This is a genomic window from Iodobacter sp. BJB302 (assembly GCF_002735645.1).
GTDB lineage: Bacteria > Pseudomonadota > Gammaproteobacteria > Burkholderiales > Chitinibacteraceae > Iodobacter.
Genome location: NZ_PDZG01000003.1, coordinates 1 through 16,634, shown reverse-complemented (window position 1 = coordinate 16,634; position 16,634 = coordinate 1). Strand labels below are relative to the sequence as shown.

The 16,634-nt window shown below is 50.1% G+C and carries 14 protein-coding genes; 10 read left to right on the top strand and 4 right to left on the bottom strand.

What is annotated here, in order from left to right; all coding sequences use genetic code 11:
- Positions 1-96: 96 nt before the first annotated feature.
- The 4 genes from CSQ88_RS01505 (at position 97) to ptsP (ending at position 3,932) form a co-directional block, all read left to right on the top strand.
- Complete coding sequence (locus CSQ88_RS01505; RefSeq protein ID WP_099396358.1) at positions 97-1,125, top strand: FAD:protein FMN transferase; 1,029 nt, start codon at positions 97-99, stop codon at positions 1,123-1,125.
- 81 nt (positions 1,126-1,206) lie between these two features.
- Positions 1,207-1,608 carry a PTS sugar transporter subunit IIA gene (locus tag CSQ88_RS01500; protein ID WP_099396357.1) on the top strand — a complete coding sequence of 134 codons (402 nt, stop codon included), beginning with the start codon at positions 1,207-1,209 and terminating at the stop codon, positions 1,606-1,608.
- 165 nt (positions 1,609-1,773) lie between these two features.
- Positions 1,774-2,046, top strand: coding sequence for an HPr family phosphocarrier protein (locus CSQ88_RS01495; RefSeq protein WP_099396356.1), 273 nt, complete (start codon positions 1,774-1,776; stop codon positions 2,044-2,046).
- A 152-nt stretch (positions 2,047-2,198) separates the two neighbouring features.
- Positions 2,199-3,932, top strand: coding sequence for a phosphoenolpyruvate--protein phosphotransferase (gene ptsP, locus CSQ88_RS01490; protein ID WP_099396355.1), 1,734 nt, complete (start codon positions 2,199-2,201; stop codon positions 3,930-3,932).
- Positions 3,933-4,090: 158 nt separating this feature from the next.
- Here the strand turns inward: ptsP and CSQ88_RS01485 are convergent, their stop codons facing one another.
- Positions 4,091-4,954, bottom strand: coding sequence for a lysophospholipid acyltransferase family protein (locus CSQ88_RS01485; protein ID WP_099396354.1), 864 nt, complete (start codon positions 4,952-4,954; stop codon positions 4,091-4,093).
- The gene (locus CSQ88_RS01480) at positions 4,951-5,832 is read right to left on the bottom strand and encodes a lysophospholipid acyltransferase family protein (protein ID WP_099396353.1); all 882 of its coding nucleotides are present in this window, start codon (positions 5,830-5,832) and stop codon (positions 4,951-4,953) included. Before CSQ88_RS01480 ends, CSQ88_RS01485 begins: the two co-directional genes overlap by 4 nt.
- Before the next feature lie 139 nt (positions 5,833-5,971).
- On the opposite strand from CSQ88_RS01480, the gene metK reads away from it, so the two are divergent.
- The gene (metK, locus tag CSQ88_RS01475) at positions 5,972-7,138 is read left to right on the top strand and encodes a methionine adenosyltransferase (RefSeq protein ID WP_099396352.1); all 1,167 of its coding nucleotides are present in this window, start codon (positions 5,972-5,974) and stop codon (positions 7,136-7,138) included.
- A gap of 83 nt (positions 7,139-7,221) precedes the next feature.
- Here metK and CSQ88_RS01470 read toward each other — a convergent pair whose 3' ends face one another.
- Entirely contained in the window at positions 7,222-8,211 is a 990-nt protein-coding gene (locus CSQ88_RS01470) for a collagen-binding domain-containing protein (RefSeq protein WP_099396440.1), read from the bottom strand.
- A 636-nt stretch (positions 8,212-8,847) separates the two neighbouring features.
- Positions 8,848-9,729 (bottom strand): DMT family transporter, encoded by an 882-nt coding sequence (locus tag CSQ88_RS01460; protein ID WP_099396350.1) that lies wholly within the window; start codon positions 9,727-9,729, stop codon positions 8,848-8,850.
- A 117-nt stretch (positions 9,730-9,846) separates the two neighbouring features.
- On the opposite strand from CSQ88_RS01460, the gene CSQ88_RS01455 reads away from it, so the two are divergent.
- The 5 genes from CSQ88_RS01455 (at position 9,847) to CSQ88_RS01435 (ending at position 16,478) form a co-directional block, all read left to right on the top strand.
- Positions 9,847-10,641, top strand: a complete 795-nt coding sequence (locus tag CSQ88_RS01455) for a helix-turn-helix domain-containing protein (RefSeq protein ID WP_099396349.1) — start codon at positions 9,847-9,849, stop codon at positions 10,639-10,641.
- 361 nt (positions 10,642-11,002) lie between these two features.
- Positions 11,003-13,015 (top strand): DUF2298 domain-containing protein, encoded by a 2,013-nt coding sequence (locus CSQ88_RS01450; protein WP_180273490.1) that lies wholly within the window; start codon positions 11,003-11,005, stop codon positions 13,013-13,015.
- A gap of 2 nt (positions 13,016-13,017) precedes the next feature.
- Positions 13,018-14,034, top strand: a complete 1,017-nt coding sequence (locus tag CSQ88_RS01445) for a glycosyltransferase family 2 protein (RefSeq protein WP_257212398.1) — start codon at positions 13,018-13,020, stop codon at positions 14,032-14,034.
- Between the two features lie 61 nt (positions 14,035-14,095).
- Positions 14,096-15,055 carry a lysylphosphatidylglycerol synthase transmembrane domain-containing protein gene (locus CSQ88_RS01440; protein ID WP_099396347.1) on the top strand — a complete coding sequence of 320 codons (960 nt, stop codon included), beginning with the start codon at positions 14,096-14,098 and terminating at the stop codon, positions 15,053-15,055.
- 97 nt (positions 15,056-15,152) lie between these two features.
- The gene (locus CSQ88_RS01435; protein ID WP_099396346.1) at positions 15,153-16,478 is read left to right on the top strand and encodes an NAD(P)/FAD-dependent oxidoreductase; all 1,326 of its coding nucleotides are present in this window, start codon (positions 15,153-15,155) and stop codon (positions 16,476-16,478) included.
- Positions 16,479-16,634: the final 156 nt, after the last annotated feature.

Genomic DNA, 16,634 nt, shown 5'->3' with positions numbered 1-16,634 from the left:
ACGACCAGCAGGCAATCTCCCCGCCGAAAACGCAGCGCAATCAGACATCAAGATTGCAGGTCTTTTTATTGATGACCTAAAAAAGCACACGGCAGCATGAAGCGCTTTCTCTTGCTTATCGCGGCCCTGCTGCTCAGTGCTTGCAGCAGGGCGCCGCTTTATCAGCAAGAAAGCTATGTATTTGGAACGCGGGTACAGATCTCGGTATGGGGCTTGCCCGAAGATGTGGCGCAAAAACATGTGGCGGCAGTCTTTGCTGATTTAGATCGAATTCATACCCGCCTGCACCCCTGGCTGCCCTCCGAAATCACCCGGATCAATGCCAGCTTTGCCAGGGGCGAGCCTGCTCTGATCGATACCGAAACCGCAGCACTGCTCAAACAGGCAAGCCAATATGCTGATCAGTCTGAGCAGCTGTTTAACCCAGCCATGGGTGGCCTCGTTGAAGCATGGGGTTTTCATAAAGACAACTACACCGCCACTCTGCCCAAAAGTGAAATCATTGCCGATCTGCTGGCTGCCCAACCAAGAATGAGCGACCTGACTTTTGACGCAACCACGGTGAGCAGCAGTAATCCGGCAGTAAAAATTGATACCGGCGGCTTTGCCAAGGGCTGGGCGCTTGATCGTGCCGCAGCCTATTTGCGTAAACACCGGGTAAATAACGCGCTGATTAACATCGGCGGCAATGTACTAGCATTGGGCAAAAAAGATCAAACGCCATGGATTGTGGGCATACAACACCCGCGCGAGCCGCAAGCTATGGCGACGATTGCTTTAAGGGATGGCGAAGCAATTGGCACTTCGGGTGATTACCAGCGTTTTTTTGAAGTAGCAGGCAAGCGCTACTCGCATTTAATCGACCCGCGAACCGGCCAGCCCGCCACCAACATGGAAGCGGCTACCGTAATTGCCCCGCCCAGCTTAGAAGCAGGAGCGATCTCTGACGCAGCCACTAAACCTATTTTTATTGATGGCATAGGAAATACATTACGCCATGCCAAACGTTTTGGATTGCAAGATGTACTCATCGTAGGTAATGATGGCAGTGTCTATGTGACAGCAGATTTACAACGCCGGCTGACGTGGATCAAGCCCCCGGTACATATTTACCGCTTACGGTAACAAGCAAAAGCGGTATATTTAGAGCATCTTGCTTTCTTGTATTTAATAACATCAAACTTACACCCGTTAAGGTAGGAAGGTATGGTTGGTATTATCATTGTGACGCATGTGTCTTTAGGCGAAGCCTTAGTCTCGTGTGCCCAACATATTATGGCGCGGGATCTGCCAAACTTACTGCAATTATCAGTAAGCAAAGCGGATGAACCCGACGATGTAGTAAGACGCGCCAACGAAATGATCAGCCAATTAGACGATGGCTCGGGTGTACTGCTGCTCACCGATATCTATGGCGGCACGCCATCCAATGTTGCTCAGCGTTTAGTCAAAGCAGGCAAAGTAGAAGCGATTGCCGGTGTGAATCTGCCCATGCTGGTCAGAACACTGAGTTACAGCCACCAAGCGCTTGAAGTTGTTGTGAGTAAGGCCATTACCGGGGGGTTAGAAGGTGTGCTCTATATGCTGCCCGGCAGCGCTCAGGAATAAGTAACAGAAATAAAGGTAAAAACGTGTTTTTTGCATACTGCGCGGCAGCATGCAGAAATCAGCGGGATAGCAAAGTGATATATAAATGGCCGTCAGCAAAGTAATTTCAGGCGGTTTGGAAGGTATTCTCTATAAGCTGCTCAGCAGCGCTCAGGAATAAGTGATATGCCAACAAGTGAAGTAGAAATCATAAACAAATTGGGTTTACATGCCCGTGCATCCAGCAAGCTCACCCAGCTGGCAAGCCAGTTTCAGTGTGAAGTCTGGCTTAGCCGTAATCAAAAACGGGTGAACGCCAAGTCAATCATGGGCGTCATGATGTTAGCCGCGGGCAAAGGCAGCAAAATTCTGCTAGAAACCGACAACGGCCCGGATGCAGAAAGCGCTATGACGGCAATCTCTGCCTTAATCGCTGATAAGTTTGGCGAAGGCGAATAAGGCTCTGTCTTATACGCTCTGCATCATCATATAGTCATAAAATATTTATTTAAAACAGCAAGACAACGGGCATTATCAGGGATAGTTCAGATCAGTTTTGTACTCAAAATAACGACCGCGATCACCGGCACGGTGGTAAAAGAGGAAGGTTTATGAGCATTACGCTGCAAGGGATTGGCATTGGGGGTGGGATTGCAATTGGGCAGGCCCACCTTATATCGCATGCCGATATCGAAATTGCTCACTATCAACTGACTGATGCAGACATCCCCGCCGAGCTGGCCCGCTTTGATGATGCCATCCGGGTAACCCGAAAATCCTTAGAAATGCTTTGGGGCAGTATCCCTGAAAATGCCCCTGCCGAGCTGGGCGCATTTTTATCGCTGCATATTATGCTGCTGAATGATCATATGCTCTCCAAAGAGCCGCGCAATCTGATCGAACAGCAGCATTGCAATGCGGAATGGGCGCTTAAGCTGCAGCTGGAAGTACTGCTCGCTCAGTTTGATGAGATCGAAGACGAATACCTGCGCGAGCGCCGCAGCGATGTGATTCAGGTGGTAGAGCGGGTCTTTAAAACGCTGGCAGGCCACGAAAACCATTCACACGCCCTTGCCGAAATTGCCCCCGACTGCATTCTGGTTGCACACGATCTCAGCCCGGCCGATATGGTGCTGTTTAAAGATACGGCCTACCTGGCTTTTATTACTGATGTGGGTGGCCCGACTTCTCACACCGCTATTCTGGCCCGCAGCTTAGATTTGCCATCGGTGCTGGCGCTGCGCCACGCCCGCGAGCTGATCCGCGAAGATGAGCTGATTATTGTTGACGGCATTAACGGCGTGGTGATTATCGACCCCGATGAAATCATCCTCAAAGAATACCGCCACCTGCAAGCAGACTGGCTGAAAAAACAACAAGCACTGCAAGATATCCGCACCAGCCGCCCTGTTACCAAAGATGGCGAAGAAATCGAGCTGTTTGCCAATATTGAAGTACCCGACGATTGCATTTTGTCCATAGAAAACGGGGCAACGGGCGTCGGCCTGTTCCGCTCCGAATTTTTATTCTTATCCGAATCCGATTTACCCACTGAAGAAGAACAGTTCCTCGCCTACAAACAAGTCGCTGAAGCTATGAAAGGCCAGCCGGTGATTATCCGTACAGTAGACCTGGGTAAAGACAAAATACCCAAATGGCAGCAGGAGCGTGAAACGCCTAACCCGGCACTGGGGCTGACCGGTATTCGTCTTTGCATGGCCGAGCCACAGATGTTCCGCACCCAGCTGCGCGCTCTGCTGCGGGCCTCTGCCTATGGCAAAATCAAGCTGCTGCTGCCCATGCTCTCTTATGTGGGCGAAGTAAGACAGACCCGTAAGCATCTTGAAGAAGCCAAAGCACAATTACGCGAAGATAATATCGCTTTTGATGAAAATATCGAGCTGGGCGGCATGATCGAAGTGCCCGCAGCAGCAGTACAGGTTGCCCAGTTTTTAGCGCATCTGGATTTTATCTCGATCGGCACGAATGACTTAATTCAATATACGCTGGCCGTTGACCGAAACGACGATTCGGTTTCTCACCTTTATGACCCGCTGCACCCGGCCGTTATTCAGCTGCTGCACCATGTAATCAGCACCGCCAACCGCCTTGGCAAGCCAGTTTCAATGTGCGGGGAAATGGCGGGGGACCCGGCGCTCACGCGGCTCTTACTGGGCCTTGGCTTAAGACGTTTTTCTATGCTGCCGATTCAGCTGCTAAAGGTAAAGCAAGAAATTCTAACCGGCGAAATGCAAAAAATTAAGCCATTGGTAGAAAAAATGCTGATTGCGGAAGATAGCCAGTGCCTGCGTGAGCTTTTGCAGCAGTTGCATCAGGATGACTGATTAAATGGCCGCTTCGGCTTATTGCAAAAAAACATCAAAACCATAGGCTTTACGCAGCACAGCCCTTTCCCGGGAAAAGCCCGTTAAGGCCAGTCTCTTTGGCCGGCTTTACTCTCCCCAAAGAAACGGCTGGGGCAGCAACAGGCCAACTCAAGGCTTTAATATAAGCTTGCCTCACCCTCAGGGCGGGTTTTAAAGCGGCGGTGCAGCCAGTAATACTGCGAAGGGTGCTCACGAATCCGCTCTTCAATAAAAGCATTCATACGGGCCGTATCTGCCAGCGCATCATCGCTGGGAAAGTTTTCCCATGCGGGGTAGTAACGGCTGACAAAGCCATCTTTTTCCAGCGTGGTAATCATGGGCAGTACTTTTGCTTTGCCCATTAAAGCAAGACGTGACAGGCCAGGTACCGTGGCCGTCTGAATCCCAAAAAATGGAACAAACACAGATTCTTTAGGCCCCAGATCCTGATCAGGCAGATAGTAAAAACAGATGCCCTGTTTAATAGCCCGCAAAATACCGCGAATGCCTTCGCTGCGCTTCACCAGCAGCGGCGCATTAAAACGGCTGCGCCCGCGCAGCAGCATTAAATCAAAAGCATTATCGTGGGAAGAGGAATACATGCTCGCCCCGCGATGATCAACCATATGCCGCACACCGCCAAAATCCAGCCCCAAAAAATGCGGGGCCAGAATAATAACGTGCTCTGTTTCTGCCTTAACAAAATGCTCAAAACCTTCGCGGCGCACCAGGCGCTCTACTTGCGCCTGCGAACAAAACCAAAGCTTACTGTAGTAAAAAATGCAGGTGCACAGCTCCTGGTAGTGTTGTTTTAATACCCGCTCATGCTGCCCCTTGGGCCACTCTGGAAAACAGAGTTGTAAATTAGTCAGCCCGATTTTACGCCGGCTCTTTACTGCAAAATAAAGCACCCGGCCCAGCACAGATCCCAGGCCGCGTAAGAGAGATAAAGGCAGCCAGCTTAAACACCAGAACAAAACAATCAACAAACGGTAACTCATACATCCTCGGGCAAGGGTGCGCCTGCGGGGCGCTTATAGCGGTTATAACTCCACAAATACTGGCTGGGAGCACGGCGTATCATGGCTTCTACATTACGATTCAAAATAAGGGCATCAGCCTGTGCATCGCCCACGAAGGCTTCATCCAGCGGGGCAAAATGCATTTTAAATCCACGCCCCCATGACAGACGCTCGGCAAAGCACATCAGGATCACGGGCTGAGTAGATTTGCTTAAACGGGGCAATAAAGTCATGGTGTAAGCAAGCTTACCAAAAAACGGGGCCCAAGCCCCCTCCCCGGCCCCAGGAGCCTGATCGGGGAGTATATAAATTGCTTGCTTCTCTTTTAAGGTGCGAAGTAAGATCTTTACGCCACTGGCATTGGCAGGAGCAGCACGCCCATTGGCACGGTTTCGGCCTGTCACCATCAGAGGCTCTAACCATTTAAGCTTGGGAGGCCGGTATAAAGCGGCCAGCACGCAGGGAATCTGTGTGCTTATATACACACCACAGACTTCGATTCCACCAAGATGCGGAGAAACAAACATCATGGGCCGACCACTTTGCATTGCCGCTTCAACATGCTCCCAACCGTCGCGTTCCTTCACCCAACGGCCAACCTGCTCTGGCGTTCTAAGCCAGGCTGGTAAAAGTTCTAACGCCCCCATGCCGTGGGCACTCACACTTAAGCGGTGCAATCGCTTATAATCTCCGCCATTTTGCGCAATACCCGACTGCTGCAAGTTGGCAGCCAAACGCTGTCTGTAGCGTGGCGATAACAGCCAAGCCAGCCAGCCAAGCAAGGCTCCAAGGCCATGAAATAGCCATAGGGGCAAGTAAGCAATAGGTTTAAGCAGCAGCATCAGGTTTTTACGCATCCAAGGGCAGGCTCCGGATTCTACCGGCAAAACAGGCTGTTACTAAGCGTTTAGGACAATAAGTCATTTGTGCAAGCACGTAACAAATCACTTTATGAAAAAAACCCTTAGTAAGCCCCTCATTGACAGGGAAACAATAATGCAAGAATTCCTCTTTACCTCTGAATCGGTTTCTGAAGGCCATCCAGATAAGGTGGCAGACCAAATCTCGGATTCCATCCTTGACGCTATTCTGACGCAAGACAAACACGCCCGCGTTGCAGCCGAAACACTGGTAAATACCGGTCTTGTGGTCCTGGCGGGTGAAATTACCACGCATGCCAATGTGGATTATATTCAAATTGCCCGCGATACCATCAAGCGTATCGGTTACGACCACAGCGATATTGGCTTTGATTACAAAACCTGCGCCGTGCTGGTGGCTTACGACAAACAAAGCCCGGATATCGCCCAGGGCGTAAACGAAGGCCAGGGCTTAGATTTAGACCAAGGCGCTGGTGATCAGGGCCTGATGTTTGGCTACGCCTGCGATGAAACACCGCAGCTTATGCCTATGCCGATTTACTACTCGCACCGCCTGATGCAGCGGCAGTCTGAAGTACGCAAAGACGGCCGCCTGCCATGGCTGCGCCCGGATGCTAAATCGCAAGTGACCGTTCGCTATGATAAAGACACCGGCATGGCGACAGGCATCGACACCATTGTGCTGTCTACCCAGCACCACCCGGATGTCAGCCACGCTCAGCTTTCTGAAGCCGTGATTGAAGAAATCATCAAGCCAGTGATCCCGCCAGAATTATTAGTGGGCACTAAATACCTGATTAACCCGACAGGCCGTTTTGTGATCGGCGGCCCGATGGGCGATTGCGGTTTAACAGGCCGTAAAATCATTGTAGATACCTACGGCGGTGCAGCCCCTCATGGCGGCGGTGCTTTCTCGGGTAAAGACCCATCCAAAGTAGACCGCTCAGCCGCTTACGCTGGCCGTTACGTAGCAAAGAACATCGTTGCTGCCGGGATTGCCAAGCAATGCCTGGTACAAGTGTCTTACGCAATTGGCGTGGCACAACCAGTATCGATCATGGTGGATACATGGGGCACAGGTAAATTGCCTGAGCACGAAATTGTAGAGCTGATCAAACAGCACTTCGATTTACGCCCTAAAGGCATTATCCAGATGCTTGATCTGCTGCGTCCGGTATACACACGCACTGCAGCCTACGGCCACTTTGGCCGCGAAGAGCCAGACTTCTCGTGGGAGCGCACTGACAAAGTCGAGGTCCTGCGCGCTGCTGCGGGGCTGTAAGCGATTCATCAGGGCTGAAGTGATTCAGCCATATAAAAAACGGGGAAGCCAAAGCTTCCCCGTTTTTTTATTCATCATGCTGCTTATTTGCGGCGACGCATCACTAAGCCAACCAGCCCTAAACCCATCAGGGCGTAGGTTTCAGGCTCTGGCACAGGCAATGCACTGCCTTTATATGGCTCGTAGCCTAATTCAAGTTTGCCATTTGCTCCGGCACTTAATGAATTGGCAATCAGCGTACCTTCAAGATGGCCGGAGCCAACAACGTCCGCATTGACGGCAAGTACGCTGCCATTTAAGAAGGTCGAAACATTTACACTCTTAGCATTACTTAAATTGTAAATAATCCGGTCACGATGCAGGGCCATCGGGTCTTTGGATCCGGCTAAATTACCGCCAAAATCACCCGAAAACACGACATCGGACAGAGTGCTGTTAATGATGATGTTGGCACCAGCCTTCACGTTTTTCAGTGAGATATTTTGCAGCGCCGTATTGCCCAGATTAAAAACCTGCACATCTGATTTACCATCGCCACTTAATTCCACGCCACCGCTGCTGCTTACCCAGCTACCCAGCTGAGCCTGCCCGGATAAGAAGGAAGATAAACCACTCAACTGCGTCTTAGCTGCAGCAAAATCAAGAAAGCTGGCGTTTTTTACAGCCTGTCCATACTGCCAGTCAACCGCTGCTAATGCACCACCATAAACAAGATTGCCCTTATTCAGCGAACCGAGATCAATCGAGCTGGGGCCAATCGATGTATTGGTATCAATATTGGTTTTCGGCCCATTGTAAACAGAGCCGACTTTGCCCCACGGGCCCGTTAAAGATACATTTCCTTGTACAACCAAAGAAGGAGCAGTGGAGCCATAGGGATTGCGATAGCCTATGTCAAACCCTGAAGTCAGGTTTCCGCCCACAGCCAAACGGCCTTCCACGTCCGAAGCGGCATTTACATTACCAAAGAAAAAGCCGCTGTAACCATTGGCAACGCCAAAATCAACAATACCAGCCTGAGCGTACGCGCTGAGCGTAAGACCCAGCGCTGCAATAATATGTGTCACTCGCATGATGTTTATATCTCCCCGGCTTAATGCCAGCGCATCAAACCATTTAATTTTCAAACTTAAGTCATGCCGCATAACTAAACACAGCCCCCACCAGGCTTAGGCATTGTTTTTAAAAAACAACTCAAAAACAATCAGCCAAAAGCAAGCGAAATAAGTATTTAATTATTCTAAAACATTAATCTGCCCGTATCATTCTGTGGATTACGATCGCAGAAACCCCAAACACTATAACAAGCTGCTATTTAACTATAATTAATTTTTACTTAATTTAATTAATCAGTTAATTACCATTAAATAAATTAGAAGAAACTAATACGGTTTAAATCCCAATACGCAGCCTGACTAGAACACATCGCTCAGGCTTCACGTTTATATCGAAAACCGAATTATGCCAAAAACATCAGCACCCAGGGTTTTAACTTACATCGCAATGCGATGATGCTCACACAGCCAGGCACCAAACCCACGCTATACAAGTGCTGGCAATCATCTGCAGCAAGGTCTTATAACTCAGCAAATACAAGCTTTCGCGGCAAAAAAACCTGGCTGAGCCACAAAGAAAAACGCACTTTTCTCTTTTGCAATCAAAAGAATAAAGTGCGTTTTTGTGAATAAAACCCAACACGTTTTATTTCATTATTTTGTAATCAACAAAAATCGCCATGATTTAATTTGTGCCAAAACAACCCCGGACAGCACCAGACCGCCACCTAATAAATGATAGCCCTGAATCTTTTCCCCAAGACTGAACATCGCAATCAAAGCCGTGAATAAAGGCAGCAAATTCATAAATACCGCCGTACGATCAACCCCCAGGCGATGCACACCCTGCATCCAGCAATAGGTAGCAATCAAAGACGAAACAATCCCTGCAAACAGCACCAGGCCTATACCCTGCTCCGGAATCGCCATCGTTTGCGCGCTAAACGCCACCGGAATCAAAATCACAACCGCCAGCACAATTTGTATGTACAGATTGTGCCAGTGGCTGAATGGCAAGGCCCAGCGACGCAAAAGAATGCCATACAGTGCATAGGCCACGGTGCCGATCAGCATCAGGGCATCGCCATGATTAACCCCGCTCAGTAACAAGCTTGCAGGATGCCCCTCACCCAACAGATACAACACGCCGCAAAACGAGCAAAAAATCCCCAGAGCGGTAGCGGCACTAGGTTTGGTTTTAGTGATAAAAGCATTCAGCAGCAAAGATGAGAGCGGCACCAAAGAAGTAATCACCCCCATATTAGTGGCGGTCGTGCTATGTGCTGCGTAATAGGCAATGCACTGAAACAACACCATACCCAGCAATGCCAGCACTAAAAATTTACCCCAATAGGGGCGAATGGCGAGCCGTTGTTGCCAGACTGCTTTCAGGCAAAAAGGTGTGAGCACTAAAGCCGCTAAAAACCAGCGGTAAAAAGAAATGGCGGCAGGATCAAGCACGCCTGCCGCAGCTTTGGAGACCACGGTATTAGTGGCCCAGATCATGACCGCCAGCAGAGGAAAAAGGATGGGCATTACGCTTATCTTTCTGAATGAATAAATTGCCACTAGTATAAGTGTGTCTTTTTTAATGCAAGTACGCCAGAATAGACAATTCATATTCAGAAACAGACAAGTTAAAATAAACAGACCATGCCCAACGCCTATTTTGCTGCCGACTTAACCCTGCCAGCCCCCAATCCGCTGTATTTGCGCTACCAGCAGATGCAGGCAGACACCCAATACAGCATCCATCAGCACCCATGGGGCCAGTTAAGCCGGATTAGCCTTGGAATTATGGGTCTTGAGCTGGAACAGCAGCACCTAATAGCACCCGCTAATTACTTAATCTGGGTGCCTGCAGACATCCCGCATTCTGCCTATGCACGCCATGCGCACAATTACACATCCATCTATGTTTCAGACCGCTTAGCCCGGCTGCTGCCAAAGGAAGCCTGCCTGCTTACCAGTACCCCGCTCATCAGCACTTTAATCAGCGACTTTGAGCAGCGGCAGCTGGGCCATATGCAGGATCAAAGTGATCAGAATCAGGCAGAGCTGCTGATTACCCGCTTAAGCCAGTGTAAAAGTGCACCAAACTTCTTACCCGGTAGCAGCGACACACTGATCTCCCCTATTTTAAAAGCGCTGCAAGCCGCCCCAGACGATGCCCGCAGCTTAAGCAGCTGGGCCAGCGAAGTACACAGTACCGAACGCACGCTGGCCCGGCGTTTTCAAAGCGAACTGGGTATGAGTTTTGGCCAGTGGCGCAATCGCATTCGTGTATTACATGCACTGACATGGTTAAAAGAAGGCAAAACAATCCAGGATATTGCATGGCTGCTGGGCTACAGCACACCATCGGCTTTTATTGCCATGTTTAAACAATTAATTGGTTTTTCTCCAGAACGCTACCGGCAACAGCAATCCCCTGTTACTAAATCTTAAAAAAAGATGATCTGTAATAAAGAATGACTATCCAGCCAATTGCCCCATTAGAATTATTACAAGAAAACGAAAGCCGGATGAATATATGCAATCAACATCAATAAAAAAAGACGATTGCCATTTGTAATTAATGCAGAAATAGGATAAAAACGAGGCTCAAGCGCTCATCGCCCAGCAGCCTGTCGGACTTAAGCGTCCGTAGCGAGGAAATGTCCGGCTTGAGACAGATTTTGATGGTTTTTGAGGCGAATAGCTGGCTATTTAACGAAAAAACTATCGAAATATGGCCAAGTCCGGAGTTTCCGCAGTAGGACAGCTTAGGCCCGACAGGCTGCTAGATAAAAAGAAGGGATGCTCACAAATGACGATGATTCACCTCGCCGCAAGCCTTGCCTTACTGTGGCTGCATCTGGCTGGCCTCACCCTTGTGCTGGGCCGCTGGCTGCCCTATGCAATAGCCAGAGCATCGGGTGTGCTATTGATTACGCTAATCCTGTTTTTTATTGAGCATTTTATTGGCTTAGGTAATCTCAATGGCGTCTGGCCCATCACGGCTATTTTAGCTGCAGCGTCTCTTTATCTGTTTAAACAAGAGGCACGAAGCAGCCGTTTTAAAGCCGCCGAAATAGCCTTTCTATTGGCTCTCGCCTATGGGCTGATTTGGAAATTTATATTCCCTGCGATTTATCCTACATCCGAGCGGGTTACTGATCTGTATTTTATGGCCAATTATTATTCAGGCAGCGTATTACCACCGCCTGATCATTGGTTTGCGGGCCATCGTTTTGATTTCTATTATGCGTTTCAACACTACGGTGCGGCCCTTGTGGGGCGGCTGTTTGGCTGGGAGATTGGTTTCGCCTATAACATCTCTTTTGCACTATTAATGGCCCTGGGCCTCAGCCTTGCATGGGAATTCACCACCCGCTTTGTTGCTGGGCGCATACATCGTCTGGTACTGATTATCGCCCTTGCTCTGGGAGGAACCGGTATTTCACCCTTTTTAAATTTATTCGTTACCCCCGTCAGCGACACCCCAATCAGCTGGCAGGCCAACGACCAAATGTGGGCCAGTGCGCGTTTTATTGGTAGCTATGATGCGCGGGTCAATACTGATTTGGGCCGACAGTTTTTCCCCTTGCTGACCCCGGAAACCAAACCCACTCCCGATTTTGAAGCACGTGATTTGCCGCTGGAAAACTTTGGCTATCAGTTTTTCCTGGGCGATTACCATCCGCCACTTGGTGGTTTTTTCCTGCTGTTTTTAGCACTGGCACTGATCGCATGGCTGGAGCAAAAACGCAGCGATCAGCCTGCAGAAATCCTGTACGGGCGCTTTGCCCAAGGCCTGCTGGCACTCACCCTGCCAGTCATGCTGATCACCAATACATGGATCACCCCCATGCTGGCTGTGCTGCTGTTTACCTGGGCAGGCTGGCGGCATTACTGCAAAAATCCACCAGACTGGGGTGCCATTTTTACAGGCGGCACACTTGGATTTCTGTTGATTTATCCTTTCCTTGCCGGCTTTGCCAGCCAGGCCATCGGCACGCCTATTCGCCTGGTCCATTCCATTGACCACACGCCGCTGGCCCAGTTTATTCTGCTGCTCTGGCCGCTGTTTGCATTGTTTGCACTGGCCCTGACCGAAAAACGCCAGCGCCCGCTGGCCATTGCCCTCGTCACGGCCTTTGCCATTATGTTGCTTTTAGGTGAGTTTATTTTTGTAGACGACCCAAGCGTGGGTAAATTTGAGCGCACCAATACCACCATGAAATGGTGGGGCTGGATGTGGAGCGGGGCACTTTTGACGGCAGGCGCAATGGCATTAGGATCAGGCCAGCGCTGGGTACGCAACACCGCGACTGGCGTTTTACTACTCACTTGCAGCTACGCCCTCAATACCGCGCAATATATCTGGCATACCCCCAAGGGTGATATGGGCAAACTGGCGGGCACGCAATGGTTTAGTAATGATGCCCCGGTTAAAGACACCATCCGCTATCTAAACCAAGCGCCACAAGGCATCGTGCTGGAAAACTGGCTGGGTGATGCTTACACCAATCAAACACTCTACTCGCTTTATTCCCAACAGCCTTCATTGCTTGGCTGGCCTAATCACGTCAGCCTGTGGCACGGTGCGCCTCAGGAAGTGTGGCTGCTTAATCAGCAAATCAAAGATTTCTACGCTGGCGCGCAAAATAATCCTCTCGCCTGGCTGCAACAAAACAAAGTTAAATATATCGTTTGGGGCAGGCCTGAAAGCACATCGCCCGCATGGCAAACAATCAATGCTGCAATTAGCCCCGGGTACGACTGGCACCCTTTCCTGGATACGCCCGATACCCGCATGGGGCTTTGGATTAAACGATAATAATGAGCCGGCATAAGCACGGCCATATCACCGAGGATGACGAGATGATGCTGCTGTCGATTGTCGTGCCCTGTTATAACGAGGAAGCCGTTATTGCTGAAACACTCAAACGCCTGAGCGCCTTCAGCAAAGAAGTACACAACCTGGATACAGAGTTTATTTTTGTTGATGACGGCAGCAAAGATGCCACACGCAGCATATTAAAACAGCACGCCACCCACGATCATCGTATTCGCCTGATTGGCTTTTCACGCAATTTTGGGCACCAGATCGCGGTTACAGCCGGCATCGACGCCGCGCGGGGTGATGCAGTTGTGCTGATCGATGCCGATCTGCAAGACCCGCCCGAAGCCATCCACGGCATGATAGAAAAATGGCGGGCTGGCTACGATGTAGTTTACGGCACGCGCACCGACAGGCCTGGCGAATCGGCCTTTAAACGCGCCACAGCCAAAGGCTTTTACCGCCTGCTTAATCGCCTGTCTGATGTGCCTATCCCCTTGGATACGGGTGATTTCAGGCTGATGAGCCGTGCTGTTGTCAGCACGCTCAAAGCCATGCCCGAGCGTGATCGTTTTGTGCGGGGCATGGTGAGCTGGGCGGGTTTTAAACAGGTTGCGCTGCCTTATCAGCGTGCCAAACGCTTTGCCGGGGAGAGCAAATATCCCCTGTCTAAAATGATCCGCTTTGCCAGCGATGGCATTATGTCTTTCTCTGCCAAGCCTTTACAGCTGGCCATGGCGATGGGCATGGGGGCCTCTTTTCTGGCCTTGATCGGTATTTTTTATGCCCTCTTTTTACGAATCTTTACCAATATCTGGGTAGAAGGCTGGACGGCTCTGATGATTGCAGTGCTGTTCCTGGGGGGGGTTCAACTGATTTGCGTCGGCATTTTAGGCGAGTACATTGGCCGCATCTATACAGAATCCAAGCAAAGACCACTCTATGTTGTGCAGGAATATTGTGGCTTTAGCGATGAGATCACTTTTTCACGCAGCCCCGTGGCCGACAGAAAATAATCCATTTAACAGCCATAAGCAGCTCATGGCGGATTGCAGCCGCCTCTTTTAAAGAATCTTTATGAAACGCCATATTCGCACCATTATTGGACTTATCATTGCCATTGTTTTAATTGGGCTTATTTTTCAGAAAACCGACGGCATTCAGCTGATTGCGGCCATGAAAAGCAGCAACCCGCTCTGGCTGCTTGCAGGCTTAATCGTATTTTCGCTTGGGCTGGCCGGCCGTGCAGCCCGCTGGAGCAGCATGCTGCGGGCCAACAGCCCCAAAGCCACACCACGCGCCTGCCTGCAGCCCTTCTTAAGCAGCCTGGCACTCAATAATATTTTGCCTTTTCGTGCCGGAGATCTGGCGCGCACTTTTGCATTTAACAAAGAGCTGGGCACAGGCCCGGGCCAGGTACTCGCATCCATCTTTGTAGAAAGACTGCTCGATTTAGCCAGCCTGCTGCTGTTTCTGGCGCTTGGCTTATGGGCTTTTAATATACACAGCCTGCCCACCTTTGGAAAAATTGGCGCGGGCGGGGCAGCGCTCATCGCCCTGCTCATTTTTGTATTACTGGCGTTTCCCCGCTTCTTACAGATTCTTATTGATGCCTGCCTACGCCTTATTCATAAATTAGCGCCCGGTAGTGGCAATCATCTGGCCGATGAAGCAGCAGACGCCATCAAACTGCTGGCTACCCTTGGCGGGAAACGCATTTTGCCGCTGATCGCCGTCAGCCTGATTGTATGGGGCTTAGAAGGGCTTACTTTGTGGTGTGTAGCGCAAAGTGTACCAGGGATAATCAATAGTGCTGGCGCATGGTTTGCCCTGCCGCTGGCCACACTGGCCACGCTAATCCCCAGCACCCCTGGTTATGTGGGCACTTTTGATTACTTTGCCATTCTTGCAATGAAACTCACGAACAATGACGGCATTTCCGCCGCGGCCTTTGCCCTTATCGCCCACTTACTGATCTGGCTCCCGCCTACCCTGGCAGGCGGGATATGGCTCTTAATTTCGCGGAAGAAACCATGAAGGAATACGCCATTGCTGATGAATTTACTCAATCAGAAATGATCGCCCTCTCTTGTCTTTCAGTGATAAAAAACAATCTGCCTTCCCGGAGAAAAAAATGACAACCCAGCACACCCAAGTTGCCATCATCGGCGCAGGTTTTACCGGGCTCGCTGCCGCTTATGAGCTCAGCAAAGCAGGCGTGAGCGTGCTTGTTCTGGAAGCAGAAGCGGATATTGGCGGCCTGGCCGCCGCATTTGATATTGGTGATCAGTCAGAAAAACTGGATCGTTTTTACCACCACTGGTTCACCAATGATCTGGAAGTCATGCAGTTAATTAAAGAGCTTAATCTTTGCGATAAAGTAAAAATTAATCCCAGCAATACCGGCATGTATTTTGCCAATCAATTTTTCAAGCTTTCCACGCCATGGGATTTACTTAAATTTAAACCCCTCGCTTTTCCAGACCGGATCCGCCTCGGCTTACTCGCCTTAAAAGCACGCAAGGTAGAAAACTGGCAGGAGCTTGAGCATAAAACGGCAGCAGAATGGCTGCGGGAATTAGGCGGGGAAAACGTTTATAAAATCGTTTGGGAGCCATTATTGCGCGGTAAATTTGGTGCCGTAGCTGATCAGATTTCAGCAGTCTGGTTCTGGAATAAGCTCAAACTGCGCGGCAGCAGCCGGGGTAAAGGCGGCGAAGAGCGGCTGGCCTACTTTAAGGGCGGCTTTGTTGCTCTGGTTGAAGCACTGGCCGCAAAAATCATGCAGCTTGGCGGCAAAATTCAAACCAGCAGCCCGGTAATTTCAGTTGCACCGGACAACGGCGGCTGGCTGATTAAAACCGCTAATGGCGATGTTCATGCAGACAGGGTGATCTCCACCCCAGCCTTGCCACTGCTCGCCAATATGATTGAAAGCTGGGCCAGCCCGGAGTATTTAGCCAAACTGGGCCGCATTAACTATCTGGCCAATGTTTGCCTTGTGCTCGAGCTGGATCATTCCTTATCAGATACCTACTGGCTGAATGTAAACGACCCAAGCTTCCCCTTTGTAGGCGTGATTGAGCACACCAATTTTCAGAGCACTAAAAATTACGACGGCAAGCATATTGTTTATTTATCTAAATACCTGCCTTACACCGACGCACTATATTTAATGAGCGATGACGAGCTGCTCGCTTTTGCCCTGCCGCACTTAAAACGCATGTTCCCTAAATTTGAGGAAGCATGGATTAAAAAACACCATGTCTGGCATGCCCGCTGGGCGCAACCCGTGGTTGAAAAGCATTACAGCCAGCTGATTCCCGCTTGCGAAAGCCCTAAACGCGGCCTGTTTTTAGCCTCGATGGCGCAAATCTACCCCGAAGACCGGGGCACCAATTACGCAATTCGCGAAGGCCGCAGAATGGGGCGGCATTTAAGCGATTTAATTCAGCCTTAATGCAATCGTCAGGCATCAAAAAAGCCCCAAATGAACTGCACCCCAAAAGTTGGACACCCGTCCATATTTTTGGGGTGTTTTTATGTCCAAGTACTCAACGCAATTCAAGCTCTCTGTCGTTCAGCAATATTTAACTGGCGAAGCGGGTATCAAAAC